The organism is Streptomyces sp. NPDC030296, assembly GCF_055572815.1.
In genome coordinates, this window is the sequence record NZ_JBVICQ010000008.1 from 1,198 (window position 1) to 16,065 (window position 14,868).

The 14,868-nt window shown below is 73.9% G+C and carries 13 protein-coding genes; 10 read left to right on the forward strand and 3 right to left on the reverse strand.

Going from position 1 to position 14,868, the window contains the following annotated elements; translation table 11 throughout:
• The first annotated feature begins 531 nt into the window (after nt 1–531).
• Nucleotides 532–1,407, forward strand: coding sequence for a tetratricopeptide repeat protein (locus ACZ4Z3_RS22920; protein ID WP_468503101.1), 876 nt, complete (start codon nt 532–534; stop codon nt 1,405–1,407).
• 74 nt (nt 1,408–1,481) lie between these two features.
• Here the strand turns inward: ACZ4Z3_RS22920 and ACZ4Z3_RS22925 are convergent, their stop codons facing one another.
• Entirely contained in the window at nt 1,482–2,771 is a 1,290-nt protein-coding gene (locus ACZ4Z3_RS22925; protein WP_468502754.1) for a DUF1015 family protein, read from the reverse strand.
• Nucleotides 2,772–2,885: 114 nt separating this feature from the next.
• Between ACZ4Z3_RS22925 and ACZ4Z3_RS22930 the strand changes: the two genes are divergently transcribed.
• The 4 genes from ACZ4Z3_RS22930 to ACZ4Z3_RS22945 all read left to right on the forward strand — a co-directional run bounded on the left by ACZ4Z3_RS22930 (nt 2,886) and on the right by ACZ4Z3_RS22945 (nt 7,029).
• Nucleotides 2,886–3,914, forward strand: coding sequence for an HAD hydrolase-like protein (locus ACZ4Z3_RS22930; RefSeq protein ID WP_468502755.1), 1,029 nt, complete (start codon nt 2,886–2,888; stop codon nt 3,912–3,914).
• Between the two features lie 84 nt (nt 3,915–3,998).
• Nucleotides 3,999–5,045, forward strand: coding sequence for a FecCD family ABC transporter permease (locus tag ACZ4Z3_RS22935; protein WP_468502756.1), 1,047 nt, complete (start codon nt 3,999–4,001; stop codon nt 5,043–5,045).
• 11 nt (nt 5,046–5,056) lie between these two features.
• Nucleotides 5,057–6,106 carry a FecCD family ABC transporter permease gene (locus ACZ4Z3_RS22940; RefSeq protein ID WP_468502757.1) on the forward strand — a complete coding sequence of 350 codons (1,050 nt, stop codon included), beginning with the start codon at nt 5,057–5,059 and terminating at the stop codon, nt 6,104–6,106.
• Entirely contained in the window at nt 6,103–7,029 is a 927-nt protein-coding gene (locus ACZ4Z3_RS22945) for an ABC transporter ATP-binding protein (protein WP_468502758.1), read from the forward strand. The genes ACZ4Z3_RS22940 and ACZ4Z3_RS22945 overlap by 4 nt, the downstream gene beginning before the upstream one ends.
• Here the strand turns inward: ACZ4Z3_RS22945 and ACZ4Z3_RS22950 are convergent.
• On the reverse strand, nt 7,013–7,360 hold the full coding sequence (locus tag ACZ4Z3_RS22950; protein ID WP_468502759.1) for an SCP2 sterol-binding domain-containing protein: 348 nt from the start codon (nt 7,358–7,360) through the stop codon (nt 7,013–7,015). The two genes, ACZ4Z3_RS22945 and ACZ4Z3_RS22950, sit on opposite strands and share 17 nt — an antisense overlap.
• A 42-nt stretch (nt 7,361–7,402) precedes the next feature.
• On the opposite strand from ACZ4Z3_RS22950, the gene ACZ4Z3_RS22955 reads away from it, so the two are divergent.
• The 5 genes from ACZ4Z3_RS22955 to ACZ4Z3_RS22975 all read left to right on the forward strand — a co-directional run bounded on the left by ACZ4Z3_RS22955 (nt 7,403) and on the right by ACZ4Z3_RS22975 (nt 13,039).
• On the forward strand, nt 7,403–7,693 hold the full coding sequence (locus ACZ4Z3_RS22955; RefSeq protein WP_055521211.1) for a hypothetical protein: 291 nt from the start codon (nt 7,403–7,405) through the stop codon (nt 7,691–7,693).
• Between the two features lie 7 nt (nt 7,694–7,700).
• Entirely contained in the window at nt 7,701–8,516 is an 816-nt protein-coding gene (locus ACZ4Z3_RS22960) for a TlyA family RNA methyltransferase (RefSeq protein WP_468502760.1), read from the forward strand.
• On the forward strand, nt 8,513–9,418 hold the full coding sequence (locus ACZ4Z3_RS22965) for an NAD kinase (RefSeq protein ID WP_099965749.1): 906 nt from the start codon (nt 8,513–8,515) through the stop codon (nt 9,416–9,418). Before ACZ4Z3_RS22960 ends, ACZ4Z3_RS22965 begins: the two co-directional genes overlap by 4 nt.
• Nucleotides 9,419–9,548: 130 nt before the next feature.
• A complete protein-coding gene (gene recN / locus ACZ4Z3_RS22970; protein ID WP_468502761.1) occupies nt 9,549–11,291 on the forward strand; it encodes a DNA repair protein RecN in 1,743 nt (580 codons plus the stop codon).
• 617 nt (nt 11,292–11,908) lie between these two features.
• Nucleotides 11,909–13,039 carry a glycosyltransferase family 4 protein gene (locus tag ACZ4Z3_RS22975; RefSeq protein WP_468502762.1) on the forward strand — a complete coding sequence of 377 codons (1,131 nt, stop codon included), beginning with the start codon at nt 11,909–11,911 and terminating at the stop codon, nt 13,037–13,039.
• 30 nt (nt 13,040–13,069) lie between these two features.
• On the opposite strand, the gene ACZ4Z3_RS22980 is transcribed toward ACZ4Z3_RS22975, so the two are convergent.
• A complete protein-coding gene (locus ACZ4Z3_RS22980; RefSeq protein ID WP_468502763.1) occupies nt 13,070–14,719 on the reverse strand; it encodes a PucR family transcriptional regulator in 1,650 nt (549 codons plus the stop codon).
• Nucleotides 14,720–14,868 lie beyond the last annotated feature (149 nt).

Below are 14,868 nucleotides of genomic sequence, written 5' to 3' on the forward strand. Positions count from 1 at the left end.
CGTGAGGGGGAGCGTCCCTCGTACCGTCGTGACGACGACCGGGGTGGCTTCCGCCGTGACGACCGTGGTGACAGCCGTGGCGGAGACCGCGGTGGGTTCCGTGGCGGGCGCGACGACCGTCGTGACGACCGCGGCGGTCGCCCGCCGTTCCGCCGCGACGACCGACGCGACGACTTCCGGCGTGACGACCGAAGGGACGGCGACAGGCCGCCCTTCCGTCGGGACGACCGGCGTGACGACCGCGGCGAGCGGCGTGAGGGGGAGCGTCCCTCGTACCGTCGTGACGACGACCGGGGTGGCTTCCGCCGTGACGACCGTGGTGACAGCCGTGGCGGAGACCGCGGTGGCTTCCGCGGGCGGGACGACCGGGGTCGCGACGACCGTGGGCGTGGGCCCCGACGTGACGACCGGGGCGGTCGGCCCGGCGGTTTCCGCGGGCGTGACGACCGGCGCGACGACCGGCGGGACGACCGGCGTGGCGGTGGGCGCTTCCGCGACGAGCGGGACCGGGACCGGGAGCCCATCAAGCGGCTGCCGATTCCCGAGGACGTCACCGGCGAGGAGATCGACAAGGACGTACGGCAGGAGCTGCAGAGCCTGCCCAAGACGCTCGCGGACGATGTCGCCAAGAACCTGGTCATGGTCGCCCGGCTCATCGACGAGGACCCCGAGGGCGCGTACGGCTACTCCAGGGTCGCCCTGCGGCTTGCGTCGCGCGTCGCCGCCGTGCGGGAGGCGGCCGGCTTCGCCGCGTACGCCAACCAGAAGTACAGCGAGGCGCTCGCCGAGTTCCGGGCCGCGCGGCGGATGACCGGCAGCGTGGACCTGTGGCCCGTCATGGCGGACTGCGAGCGTGGTCTCGGGCGGCCCGAGAAGGCGCTCGACATGGCCGGGGCGCCCGAGGTGCACAAGCTGGACAAGGCCGGTCAGGTCGAGATGCGTCTCGTGGCGGCCGGAGCACGCCGGGACATGGAGCAGCTCGACGCGGCCATCGTGACCCTGCAGAGCCCCGAACTGGCCTCCAACTCCGTCCAGCCGTGGACCGCGCGACTGCGGTACGCGTACGCCGACGCGCTGCTCGCCGCAGGGCGTGACGGCGAGGCACGCGAGTGGTTCGCCAAGGCCGTCGAGGCCGACAAGGACGGCAGCACGGACGCCTCCGACCGGCTCGCCGAGATGGACGGCGTCGAGTTCGTCGACGCCCTCATCGAGGTCGAGGACCAGGACGAGCAGCAGGACGAGCAGCGGGACGTGCGGGATGGCGACGGCGACAGCCTGCCCGTGGAGGACGCCGAGCCTCGTGACCTGACGACCGCCGTGGACGAGGACGTCGTGGTCGTGGAGGAGGACTCCGCGGACGCCGAAGGCTCCGAGGGCGGCGTGGGCCGGGAGGCCGACAAGGACTGACCTCGGCTTGTAGAGGCACCGAAAGGGGGCGGGATCCCACGCGGATCCCGCCCCCTTTCGTATGTCGGAGGCGCCTACAGGTGCAGGGCGCGCAGGACCAGGCCCGAGGCCGGCTTCGGGCCGAACGACGTGGACTTGCGGGGCATGGTGACGCCCTGACGGGCCAGGTCGCGTACGACCTCCTCGCGTACCGGGTGCATCAGGACGGCCGTGCCGCCGTCGCGTTCCGCCTTCTCGACGGTGGCGGCCGTGTCATGGATGTACGCGACGTGTGCGGGGGAGTCCTCGGGGATGCGCCACACATGGCGCAGGAGCGTGGCGTGCAGGACCGTCGCGTCCAGGGTGCGCCAGGCCGGCGGGCGGTCGGCGGGGATCGTCCGGGCGAGGAGGTCCGCGTCCGGGCGGTCCACGAGGTGGAAGGCGCCGTCGCCGGCGAGGAGGAAGGCGTTGCCGGCGCGGGCCGCGTCCGCCAGGGCCGACAGGGCGTCCGGCAGCGGGACGTCCAGACGCTGAACGCGGAAGTGGCCGTCCAGGGCGGCCAGCGCGTCGGAGACCGGAAGGCCGTGCAGGAGGCGGTGGATCGCCCGGACCCGCAAGGGGTAGCGGGCCGTGTCCACCAGCAGGACCAGGCCGTAGTCCCAGGGGCTGGGGGACGGGTGCTCGGTGTGCAGGCGCAGATAGGTCGCCCAGCGGTGGTGGCCGTCGGCTATGAGGGCCTGGTGACCCGCGAGGTCCGCCTGGATCTCGGTGAGGTCGCCGGGGTCCGTGACCGCCCACAGGCGGTGGCTGAAGCCGTCCTCGGTGGTCGTGGCGAGGAGCGGGGGCCCTTCGACGGTCCGCTCGACCACGGCGGTCGCGCCGGTGGAACCGTTGCCCCGGTACGTCAGGAGCAGCGGCTCCATGTTGGTGGAGGTCGCCCGCATCAGGGCCGCGCGGTCCGTGATGACGTGCGGTATGACGTCCTCGTGGGGGAGGACCACGCCGTCGGCGGGCTCCGAGAGGCGCAGGGCACCGATGAGACCGCGCTGGAGGATGCTGCCGTCACCCTGTTCGTAGACGTACAGGCCGGGCTCGGGGTCGGCGGCCAGGACGCCGTCGGCGAGCCAGCTGCGCAGCGTCTGTGCCGCCTGTTCGTTTCTGGCGGTCGGGGTGTCGGCCTGGGGAAGGATCAGGCGGACGATGTTGTACGGGTCGGCGGACTCGAGGTGGAGCAGACCGTCCGGCCGCACGACCACGTCGTACGGCGGGGATGTCACGGCGGCCAGGCTGCCGACCCGGTCGGGGTCGTAGCGAAGGCCCCGGAACGGGGTCAGTTCGAGGCCGCTGCGCGCCGGGGTCTCCTCCGCGGGACCTGCGTTCTTCATTGGTGCATCGTATGTGTGTCAGTGCCATGCGCGATGATCGGGTGAAGCGATCGGACCGATGGACGACCGGGTGGGTACGCGCGCGTACCGGTGTCGAGCGAGGAGCGGTGTGCAATGAGCCAGACAGTCAGGACGCGGCCCGACGGCAGTGGGCAGGCCCTGAGCGAGGCCTACGACACGGCGCTGCTCGACCTGGACGGCGTGGTGTACGCGGGCGGCAGCGCGATCGCGCACGCCGTCGAGTCGCTCGCAACCGCCCGGGCGGGCGGGATGCACCTGGCGTACGTCACGAACAACGCGCTGCGGACACCGGACGCCGTGGCCGAACACCTCACCGAGCTGGGCATACCGACCGAGGGCGGGGACGTCATCACGTCGGCGCAGGCCGTGGCCCGGCTGATCAGCGAACAACTGCCGGCCGGTGCGCGCGTGCTGGTCATCGGCGGTGAGGGGCTGCGGGTCGCGCTGAGTGAGCGGGGACTGGAACCCGTCGAGTCCGCCGACGACGACCCGGCGGCCGTCGTGCAGGGGTACGGCGGGCCCGACCTGCCCTGGGGGCGGTTCGCGGAGGCGAGTTACGCCATCGCGCGCGGGCTCCCGTGGTTCGCGTCCAACACCGACCTGACGATCCCGAGCGCGCGGGGCATCGCACCGGGGAACGGGGCGGCGGTCCAGGTCGTACGGATCGCCACGGGAGCCGAGCCGCAGGTGGCGGGCAAGCCGCTGCCGCCGATGCACAAGGAGACCATCCTGCGGACCGGCGCCCGGCGGCCGTTGGTGGTGGGAGACCGGCTGGACACGGACATCGAGGGCGCGTTCAACGGCGAGGTCGACTCGCTGCTCGTCCTCACCGGAGTGACCGACGGCGCCCAACTCCTCGCCGCCCCGCCGCAGCACCGGCCCACCTACGTCGACGCCGACCTGCGGGGGCTGCTCACCGGACAGCCCGAAGTCGCCGCGGACGGCGCGGGGTTCCGGTGCGGGGGCTGGACGGCGACCGCCGACGGCGACCGGCTGCTGCTGGACGGCGAGGGCGAGCCGCTCGACGGGCTGCGGGCGCTGTGCGCGGTGGCGTGGACGGCGGCCGGCGGCGGCTCGTGCGAGCTGGACGGTGAGAAGGCGCTGGCGCGGCTCGGGTTGTGAGAGACGCGGGGGCGCGGTGAGGGTTCCCCGCCGGTGTGCAAGGGCGGGATCGAGCCGTAAGGGAGGATAGGCTAACCTAACCGGGTGTTGGTCGAGAGTCCCCCCGAACCGCGCGCGGAGACCGCCTCCGTGCCCCCGAAGCGCAGAGCAGCGATGCGTGCCGCCGGACTCCTCGTGTCCGTCGGCCTGCTGACCCTGGTCGCGCTGGCGAGCATCGCGATCGGCGCGAAGGAGCTGTCCCTCGCGCAGGTCTGGCACGGCCTGTTCGAGGAGACGGGGACGTACGGTGACGTCGTCGTGGGGGAGCGGATCTCGCGCACCCTCCTCGGGCTGCTCGCCGGGGCCGCGCTCGGCCTGGCCGGGGCCGTCCTCCAGGCGCTCACCCGGAACCCGCTGGCCGACCCCGGGCTGCTCGGCATCAACGCGGGCGCGTCCGCCTCCGTCGTCACCGCCATCACCTATTTCGGCGTCACCTCGCTGACCGGGTACGTGTGGTTCGCGTTCCTCGGGTCGGCGGCCGTGGGGGCACTGGTGTGGTTCCTCGGCGGCAGCCGGGGCGCGACACCCGTACGGCTCGCGCTGGCCGGTACGGCGATCAGCGCCGCCCTGTACGGCTACCTCCAAGCCGTGATGATCATGGACGGGGCGGCGCTGTCCAAGATGCGCTTCTGGACGGTGGGTTCACTGGCCTCGGCGACCGACGAGACGATCGAGCAGGTGCTGCCGTTCCTGGTGGTCGGCACGGTCGTCGCACTCCTGCTCGCCCGGCCGCTGAACGCGGTGGCCATGGGCGACGACACCGCCCGTGCCCTCGGCGCCGACCTCAACCGCACCCGGGCGCTCTCCATGGCCGCCGCCACCGTGCTGTGCGGGGCCGCCACCGCCGCCTGCGGGCCGATCGTGTTCATCGGGCTGATGGTCCCGCACGTCGTCCGCTCGTTCACCGGGCCCGACCTGCGCTGGATCCTGCCGTACGCGACCGTCCTGTCGCCGGTGCTGCTGCTCGGCGCCGATGTCATCGGCCGGGTGGTGGCCCGGCCCGCGGAACTCCAGGTCGGCATCGTCACCGCGATCCTCGGCGGCCCGGTCTTCATCTTTCTCGTACGACGGCGGAGGACGGCGCAGCTGTGAAGACGAGAGTCATGAGCAAGCCCGCCGTGCGCAACCGTGCGCTCCGCTCGCCCGGCGGCCTCTCCGTGCGCCTCGACGTACGGGCGTTCGTCGTCGTCGTCCTGCTGCTGCTCGCGGCCCTCGTCGCGAGTGTCGTGCTCATCGGCACCGGCGACTTCCCGATCCCCGCCGCCGACGTCGTCAGGACGCTGCTCGGCGACGGCGACCCGAGCCAGGAGCTGATCATCAACGATCTGCGGCTGCCGCGGGTCCTCGTCGGGCTGCTGGTCGGGGCCTCGCTCGGCCTGGGCGGGGCGCTGTTCCAGTCCATCTCCCGCAATCCCCTGGGCAGTCCGGACGTCCTCGGCCTCTCGCAGGGCGCCACGGCCGGAGCGCTCGTCGTCATCGTGCTGTTCTCGGGGGACGCCGACCAGGTCGCCCTCGGGGCGCTCGGCGGTGGCCTGTTCACCGGCCTCGCCATCTATCTGCTGGCCTGGAAGCGGGGCGTGCACGGCTACCGGCTGGTGCTCGTCGGCATCGGAGTCTCCGCGGTCGCCACGGCCGTCAACGGCTATCTGATCACCAAGGCCGACATCGTCGACGCGGCCCGCGCGGTCGTGTGGATGACCGGATCGCTCAACGGGCGCGACTGGGAGCAGGTCGGGCCGCTGCTCATCATGTGCGCGATCCTCGTGCCCACGGTCCTCGCCAACGCGCGCGGGCTGCGGATGATGGAGATGGGCGACGACGTGTCGTACGCCCTCGGCGTGCGCGTCGAGCGGGTGCGGATGCTGCTGATGGTGTCCGCCGTGCTGCTCACCGCCGGGGCCACCGCCGCCGCCGGACCCGTCAGCTTCGTCGCCCTGACCGCGCCCCAGCTCGCCAAGCGGCTGACCCGGTCCCCCGGCCCCAACCTGGTGCCCTCGCTGTGCATGGGTGCCGCCCTGCTCGTCGTCGCGGACTGGGCCTCCCAGCGGGCCTTCGGCGCCGACCAGCTGCCCGTCGGGGTCGTCACCGGCGTCCTCGGCGGCGTCTACCTGCTGTGGCTGCTGGTCACGGAGCGGAAGGCCGGGCGGATATGAGCCGCCCCCAGCCCAGCGCGTCGGTGACGTCGGCGGGGCCGGTGAACGAGAACAACCAGAGGAGCACTGTGAACCGCCTGTCCGCCGAGAACGTCACCCTCGCCTATGACCAGCGGGTCATCGCCGAGCAGCTGTCGGTGGAGATCCCCGACAACTCGTTCACCGTGATCGTCGGCCCCAACGCCTGCGGCAAGTCCACCCTGCTGCGCGCGCTGTCCCGGATGCTGAAGCCGTCCCGGGGGCGGGTGCTCCTCGACGGGCAGGTCATCCAGTCGATGCCCGCGAAGCAGGTCGCGCGGACGCTCGGCCTGCTGCCCCAGTCGTCGATCGCGCCCGACGGCATCACGGTCGGCGACCTGGTCGGCCGCGGCCGCTACCCGCACCAGGGCCTGCTGCGGCAGTGGTCGGCGCAGGACGAGCGGATCGTCCGGGAGTCGATGCAGGCCACCGGCGTCGCCGAGCTGGCCGACCGGTACGTCGACGAGCTCTCCGGCGGGCAGCGCCAGCGCGTGTGGATCGCCATGGCACTCGCCCAGCAGACCCCGCTGCTGCTCCTCGACGAGCCGACCACCTACCTCGACATCCAGCACCAGATCGACGTGCTCGACCTCTGCGCCGAGCTGCACGAGGAACAGGGCCGCACCCTCGTCGCCGTGCTGCACGACCTCAACCACGCCGCCCGGTACGCCACCCATCTCATCGCCCTGCGCGGCGGCGAGGTCGTCGCCGAGGGCGCGCCCGGCGACATCGTCACCGCGGAGCTGGTCGAGGAGGTGTTCGGGCTGCGCTGCCAGGTCATCGACGACCCGGAGACGGGCACACCGCTGGTGGTGCCGGCGGCCCGCCGGGCGCGGACCGGCGCCGAGGGGCGCGAGCGGGGCGTCGGCCGGGAGGCGCAGGCCGCCGCTACAGAAGCTTCCTGAGCTGGAGCAGGTCACGGAAGCCCGCCTCCAGCTTCACCCGGCCCGAACCCCAGGCCTTGGCGAAGTTCAGCTCCCCGTGGACGAGGGCCACCAGGTCGTCGCCCGTCATGGCGAGCCGGATCTGGGCCTTCTCGGACGGCGGGCCCTCAAGGGTGTCGTGCACCTCGATCCGGCCGTCGCGCATCCGGCCCACGAAGGTGACGTCGAGGTCCTTGATGTGGCAGCTCACCGAGCGGTCGAGGGTCGTCGCCTCGCGCACGTGTCCATCGGCGCCTGCCATGTTGTCCGAGAGCTTTTCGAGCGCGGCGCGGCACTCCTCAATCGTTGCCATCGCGGTCGACGGTACCCCAGGGCTTCGGGGTAGCGTCGGGGCATGAGCGACTCTGTGTCCGAGGCCACCGCGGGGGAGGAGACGGCCGACGCGGTCGTCGAGCCGGAGGACGACCCCGCGGCCCCGGCCCCGCTGAACGTGGCCCGCACCGCCACCGGCCACCCGGACGTGGACGCCGCCCTCGACCGGCTGGCCGACGCCGACCACCTCGCCACCGACGGCCACGTCGAGGTGTACGAGGATGTGCACCGGGGGCTGCGTGACGCGCTCACCGCGCTCGACGCCCGCCCGGGACCTCCGGCGCCCCCGACGCCGTACAGCACGAGGAGCTGAACCGAACGTGGCAGGTGTGGCACGACGCCGTCTCGACGCCGAGTTGGTCCGGCGGAAGCTCGCGCGGTCGCGTGAGCACGCGAGCCAGCTGATCGCCGCCGGGCGGGTCACGGTCGGCAAGACCGTCGCGACCAAGCCCGCCACCCAGGTGGAGACCGCGGCCGCCATCGTCGTCGCGAGCGACGACGGCGATCCCGCGTACGTGTCCCGAGGCGGCCACAAGCTCGCCGGGGCGCTGGAGGCGTTCGTCCCCCGGGGCCTGGCCGTCAAGGGGCGGCGGGCGCTGGACGCCGGGGCCTCCACCGGCGGCTTCACCGACGTCCTGCTGCGGGCCGGCGCCGCCCATGTCGTCGCCGTGGACGTCGGATACGGCCAACTCGCGTGGACTCTGCGGAGCGATGAACGCGTCACCGTCAAGGACCGTACGAACGTACGGGAGTTGACGCTCGAAGCGATCGATGGGGAGCCTGTGGATCTTGTCGTGGGGGATCTGTCCTTCATCCCGCTCGGCCTGGTACTGCCCGCCCTGGTGCGGTGCGTGAAGCCGGACGCCGATCTGGTGATGATGGTCAAGCCGCAGTTCGAGGTGGGGAAGGAGCGGCTGGGCAGCGGGGGAGTCGTGAGGAGTCCGGAGCTGCGTGCCGAAGCGGTGTGCGGGGTGGCGCGCCGGGCCGGTGAGCTGGGGCTCGGGGTGAAGGGCGTGACGGCGAGTCCGCTGCCCGGACCCTCGGGCAACGTCGAGTACTTTCTGTGGCTGCGTGCCGGGGCACCCGCGCTGGACCCGGCCGACGTCGACCGAGCAGTTGCGGAGGGGCCGCGGTGACTCTGGACCGAACTCGAACCGTTTTCCTGCTGACCCACACCGGGCGGCCGGCGGCCATCCGCAGTGCGGAACTCGTGGTGAAGGGCCTCCTCCACCACGGGCTGGGCGTACGCGTCCTGGAGGCCGAGGCGGAGGACATCCCACTCCCCGAAGAGGTGGAGCTGGTCAAGGAGGCCACCCCGCAGTGCCTCGACGGGTGCGAGCTGCTCATCGTCCTCGGCGGTGACGGCACGCTGCTGCGCGGCGCGGAGTTCGCCCGCGCCTCCGGGGTGCCGATGCTCGGCGTCAACCTAGGCAGCGTCGGCTTCCTCGCGGAGGCCGAGCGCGACGACCTCGACAAGGTTGTCGACCGCGTGGTGACCAAGGCGTACGAGGTCGAGGAGCGGATGACCGTCGACGTCGTCGTTCACCGGAACGGGGACATCGTCCACACGGACTGGGCGCTGAACGAGGCGGCCGTGCAGAAGGCCGGCGCCGAGAAGCTCCTCGAGGTCGTCCTGGAGATCGACGGTCGGCCGGTAACCGGGTTCGGGTGCGACGGCATCGTGCTGTCCACGCCGACCGGGTCGACCGCGTACGCCTTCTCCGCAGGCGGGCCCGTCGTGTGGCCGGAGGTCGAGGCGCTGCTGATGGTGCCGATCAGCGCGCACGCGCTGTTCGCGAAGCCGCTGGTGACGTCGCCGGACTCGGTGCTCGCGGTGGAGGTGCTGCCGCACATCCCGCCAGGGGTCCTGTGGTGCGACGGGCGGCGGACGGTGGAGTTGCCGCCGGGGGCCCGGGTGGAGGTCCGGCGGGGCGCCGTACCGGTCCGGCTGGCCCGGCTGCACCACGCGTCGTTCACGGACCGCCTCGTGGCCAAGTTCGCGCTGCCCGTCGCGGGGTGGCGGGGGGCACGGCACTAGCCGTTCGCAGCAGGGGGCGGGTGGCTTCCGGCGGCCGGGGGTTGCGTCGGAGCCGCTCGCGGGGCGCCTTGTACCTCCCCTGAGTGACATCGGGGACGGGGGGCGTCGCACTTCCCTCCCTCGACCTCGTATGGTCTTGTCCGTGTTGGAGGAGATGCGGATACGGTCGCTCGGAGTCATCGACGACGCGGTCGTCGAGCTGTCACCCGGCTTCACCGCGGTGACGGGTGAGACGGGCGCGGGCAAGACCATGGTGGTCACCAGTCTCGGTCTGCTGCTCGGCGGCCGGGCGGACCCGGCGCTCGTGCGGATCGGCGCGAAGAACGCGGTCGTCGAGGGCCGGATCGCCATGCCCGACGGCGCCTCGGCGGTCGTCCGGGCCGAGGAGGCCGGGGCCGAACTCGACGACGGGGCGCTGCTGATCAGCCGTACCGTTTCCGCCGAGGGACGGTCGCGGGCGCACCTCGGCGGGCGGTCCGTGCCCGTGGGCGTCCTCGCGGAGCTGGCCGACGAACTGGTGGCCGTGCACGGGCAGACCGACCAGCAGGGGCTGCTGAAGCTGTCCCGGCAGAGGGCGGCCCTCGACCGGTACGCCGGGGACGCGGTGGCCGTGCCGCTCGCCAAGTACGGCGAGGCGTACCGGCGGCTGCGTGCCGTCGCCGTCGAACTCGACGAGATCGTCACCCGTGCGCGTGAGCGGGCCCAGGAGGCCGACCTGCTGCGCTACGGGCTCGACGAGATCGCGGGCGTCGAGCCGCGCGCCGGCGAGGACGTGGAGCTGGCCGAGGAGGCCGAGCGGCTGGGGCACGCGGAGGCGCTGGCATCCGCCGCGACGGCCGCGCACGCCGCGCTCGCGGGCAATCCCGAGGACCCCGAGGGCGTCGACGCCTCGACGCTCGTCGCGGGCGCCCACCGGGCGCTGGAGGCCGTTCGTTCGCACGACCCGGCGCTGGCCGCGCTCGCCGACCGGATCGGCGAGATCGGCATCCTGCTCGGCGACGTCGCGGGTGAGCTGGCGGGATACGCCGACGACCTGGACGCCGACCCGCTGCGGCTCGCGGCCGTGGAGGAGCGGCGGGCCGCCCTCACCGCCCTCACCCGCAAGTACGGCGAGGACATCGCCTCCGTGCTCGCCTGGGCCGAGCAGAGCGCCCAGCGGCTCACCGAACTCGACGGCGACGACGAACGCATCGAGGAGCTGACCGCCGAGCGGGACGCGCTGCGCGTCGAACTGGGCGGTCTCGCACAGGCTCTGACGGACGCCCGGCAGGAGGCCGCGGAGCGGTTCGCCGCCGCCGTGACCGCCGAGCTGGGCTCGCTCGCCATGCCGCACGCGCGCGTGTCGTTCGAGATCCGGCAGACCGAGGACCCCGAGGGCGTCGAGGTCGGCGGACGCACGGTCGCGTACGGGCCGTCCGGCGTCGACGAGGTCGAGCTGCTGCTCGCCCCCCACCCGGGGGCGCCGCCGCGGCCCATCGCCAAGGGCGCCTCGGGCGGTGAGCTGTCACGGGTGATGCTGGCCGTCGAGGTCGTGTTCGCGGGGACGGACCCCGTGCCGACGTACCTCTTCGACGAGGTCGACGCCGGTGTCGGCGGCAAGGCGGCCGTCGAGATCGGCCGACGGCTCGCCCGGCTCGCGCGGTCGGCGCAGGTCGTCGTCGTCACGCACCTGCCGCAGGTCGCCGCCTTCGCCGACCGGCAGCTGCTGGTGGAGAAGACCAACGACGGCTCGGTGACCCGGTCCGGCGTGAAGGTCCTGGAGGGCGAGGACCGGGTACGGGAGCTGTCACGCATGCTCGCCGGCCAGGAGGACTCCGAGACGGCACGGGCACACGCCGAGGAACTGCTGGCGGCGGCGCGGGCGGACGCCTGACCGCCTGCGCGGCCCGCGCGGGCGTCGCCGTCCTCCGGGCCACGGCACCCGGTGGCGCCCCCCCGCTGGCAGCGCACCAACCACACCGGCCGGACCGTCACCCTGTACGCCGGACCGGGGGCCACGCTCGCTCGGCACCCTGCTCGCGGCCGGCCGGAGCTGCCCAGCCGCCGAGTTTGCGATCCTGGCCGCCGGGGCGTGCGGGACGGACGACGACGTCGTCGGCGCCGGGGATCCGAGACGCGGGTTCCGCGCCCACCCGAGGGGCTCGCTGCGGGCGTGGTGGCGGCGGGCGACGTCGGGGCCGTCCTGGCCCGGCCGCGGTCGCCGGTGTGTGGCGGGCAGGAGTGGGGCGGGAGTGGTGTGGAGGGGCAACGTCGTGCGGGAGTTCACTCGTGTGAGTGACGCTGGGTGTCGTGTTGCCCACGGGTGCGCCGTTCGTGCGGTCCGGCGGTGCCGGAACACCCGTACGGCCTGGCATCCTTGGACAGGTACGACGTAGCGAGACGTGCTACGCAGACCACGCAGAAGCGGCCTCGCGCGGTCCATCCTCGCCGCCGGATCCTTCTGTACGTTTCTTCGTGACCGTCCGACCCCGAACCAGGAGCCCCGGCCACGTGAGCCACGTGAGCAGCCACTCACCGCACGGCCAGTCGCCGCTGCGAACCGTGCAAGTGCTCGGCGGCGGCAGCGCGGTGAGCAGCGCGCATGTGCGGTCGCTGGCCTCGGGACTCGTCGCCCGGGGCGTGCGGGTCACCGTGTGCGCCCCCCACGAGACCGAAGGCGTCCACGACTTCACCGGCGTGGGGGCCCGCCACATCCACGTGCCCCGCAGCAGCGACCCCGCCTCCGTGGCCACCCTGCGCAACGCCTGCGCCGACGCCGACCTGGTCCACGCGCACGGCCTGCACGCCGGCTTCCGCGCCACCCTCGCGCTCGGCGGGCGGCGCACCCCGCTCGTGGTCACCTGGCACACCCGGTCCTACGCCGAGGGCGCGCGGGCCCATCTGCTGCGGCTGCTGGAGCGGCGGGTCGCCAAGGCCGCCGCCGTGGTGCTCGGGACCTCCTCCGAACTCGTCGACCGCGCCCGCAGCCGGGGCGCCCGCGACGCCCGGCTCGCCGCCGTCTCCGTGCCCGCGCTCCGCCGGAACGGCGACGACACCGACCGGCACCGCTCCAAGACCCGGGCCGAACTCGGCGCCACCGAGAGGCCGTTGCTGGTGGCCGCAGGCTCGCTCGACCGGTACCGGGGGTACGACACGCTCCTCGACGCGGCGCGGGAGTGGCGCGGCCTCGACCCCGAGCCGCTCGTCGTGATCGTCGGCGAGGGGCCGCAGTGGAGCGCCCTCCAGCGGCGCATCGAGGACGAGGAACTGCCCGTACGGCTCATCGGGCGGCACGACGACATCGGCGAGCTGGTCGCGGCCGCCGACCTGGCGTTGCTGCCCGGCGGACCCGAAGCGCGCTCGGTCCTCGCCCAGGAAGCGCTCCACGCGCGCGTACCGCTCGTCGCGGCCTCCGCCGGATCGGTGCCCGAACTCGTGGGCGACGCCGCCGCGCTCGTCCCGTTCGGGGACGCAGGGGCGTTCGCCGAGGCCGTGGCGTGCCTGCTCAAGGACCCCGCGCTCCAGGAAGAACTGCGCGACCGGGGCACCCGGCAGGCCGCGACCTGGCCGACCGAGGACGAGACGGTGGCCCAGGTGCTCAGCGTCTACGACGAGTTGACCGACCTCCGGCCCCTCATGTGAGGCCACACCCGCGTGCCTTGAGGTCGCCTCCTACGGCACGTGTCTGCGGGCCTTGAGCGCCAGGCTCAGGGCCAGGACCGTCTGCGGGTCGTCCAGGTCCGTGCCGAGCAGTTCGCCGATGCGGGCGAGGCGGTTGTAGAGGGTCTGCCGGTTGAGGTGCAGCTCGCGGGCCGTCTCCGCCTTGCGGCCCGCGTGGGCGAGGTACGTCTGCAGGGTCGGCAGCAGCGGCGGCCGGGAGCGGCTGTCGTGGTCGAGGAGGGGGCCGAGCGCGCGGTCCACGAAGGCGGCCAGGTCGGGTTGGTCGCGCAGCCGCCACAGCAGCAGGTCGATGTCGAGCCGCCGGGCGTCGTACCAGGGGCGGTCGGCCAGCCCCTGCGCGGCCGTCGCCGTCTCCGCCGCGTGCCTGAGCCCCGCCGAGGCGGCCGCCCAGTCCCCTGGCACCCCGACGACCACCACGGGCGGCCGTCCGCCCGGCCGCTGCAAACCGGCCCGCTCCACGCCCGCCCGCAGCGCCGCCGCGACCTTGTCAGCCACCGCCGGACGCTCCGCCTCCTCACGCAGGCCCACCAGCAGCGGGACGCGGCCCTCGACCGGCCGGACCCCCAGCAGGACGGGGACGCCCACCAGGGTCAGCTCCTCGGCGACCGCGCGGGCCAGCACCGCCCAGCCACCGCCCGGCGACAGGCCGTCGGCGAGCCGCATCACCACCGGCAGCAGGGGCCCGCCGCCCGGTCGGAAGCCCAGCACACGGGCCTGGGCGGGGGCGTCCTCCGCCTCGATACGGCCCTCGGCGAGATCGGTGAGGAAGTCGCCGCGCCCGCGCGCCGCCAGCTCCTCCTCCTGCCGGGCCTGCATCAGGACGACGGCGAGGACACCGGCCGCACGCTCGGCGGCCATCCGGTGCACCGGCGCCAGGGGAGCGACCACGGGCAGGAGGACCAGCCGGGCCCGTACCGAGCCCGTGCCCGGTCCGCCGCCCGGTACGTCGACGATGGTCGTCCCGGCCGGCGGCTCGTCCTGGTGCCGGTCCCGCAGCCCCTCCCACACCTGCAGCGGATCGGTGTCGGCGGGCCCGGCCCCGGCGGCGTACAGGAGCCGGCCGTCGGCGGTCTCCAGGAAGACCGGGTTGCGGCTGAAGTCGGCCAGGATGCCGAGGACCTGGGGCACCCCACCACCGCCGAGCAGCGCCTCGGTGCAGCGCCGGTGGACCTCCTCGGCCTGCTGCAGGAGCGCGTAGTGGCCGTTGACGATCTCGGTGTGGATCTCCTCGGTGACCGTCACGAACGCCACCTCGCGGTGCAGCTGGACCAGCGGGAGACCGGCCGAGCGCGCGGTCTCCACCAGGGCCGGGGGAAGGCGTGTGAACCGCGTGCCCAGCTCGACGACGAGTGCCGCGATACCGCGGTCGGCCAGCGTCCGTACGAACGCCCGCTGGTCGGCGGGGCGCGTACCGAGCCCGTAGCCCGTGGTCAGCAGCAGCTCGCCGCCCTTGAGGAGCGAGGCGATGTTGGGGACCTCGCCCGCGTGCACCCAGCGCACGGTCCGCTCCAGCCGGTCGGCGCCGGCCAGGACCTCCGGCAGCCCGCCGCGCAGCCCGGGCAGCTCCAGCGCCCGCCGCACGGTGATACCTGCCTGTGCCTCACGACCGTCGGCGGGTACGCGGCTGTCACGGGTGTCCATGGACCGGACGGTACCCGCGCGCGGGCCGACCGGGCATCTTCGCGCCGGGAGCCGCTCGCGGGAGCGCCCGGCGCGGAGCACTCAGTGGCCGGGGGAGGGGCGCTCAGCGGCCCGGGGGAGGGGCGCTCAGTGGTCCGGGGAAGGCGCGC

Coding starts and splice junctions, on each gene's coding strand:
- ACZ4Z3_RS22980 (WP_468502763.1), bottom strand. CDS start 14,719: ATGGACACCCGTGACAGCCGCGTACCCGCCGACGGTCGTGAGGCACAG.
- ACZ4Z3_RS22955 (WP_055521211.1), top strand. CDS start 7,403: ATGAGCGACTCTGTGTCCGAGGCCACCGCGGGGGAGGAGACGGCCGAC.
- ACZ4Z3_RS22930 (WP_468502755.1), top strand. CDS start 2,886: ATGAGCCAGACAGTCAGGACGCGGCCCGACGGCAGTGGGCAGGCCCTG.
- ACZ4Z3_RS22950 (WP_468502759.1), bottom strand. CDS start 7,360: ATGGCAACGATTGAGGAGTGCCGCGCCGCGCTCGAAAAGCTCTCGGAC.
- ACZ4Z3_RS22940 (WP_468502757.1), top strand. CDS start 5,057: ATGAGCAAGCCCGCCGTGCGCAACCGTGCGCTCCGCTCGCCCGGCGGC.
- ACZ4Z3_RS22925 (WP_468502754.1), bottom strand. CDS start 2,771: ATGAAGAACGCAGGTCCCGCGGAGGAGACCCCGGCGCGCAGCGGCCTC.
- ACZ4Z3_RS22945 (WP_468502758.1), top strand. CDS start 6,103: ATGAGCCGCCCCCAGCCCAGCGCGTCGGTGACGTCGGCGGGGCCGGTG.
- recN (WP_468502761.1), top strand. CDS start 9,549: ATGGTCTTGTCCGTGTTGGAGGAGATGCGGATACGGTCGCTCGGAGTC.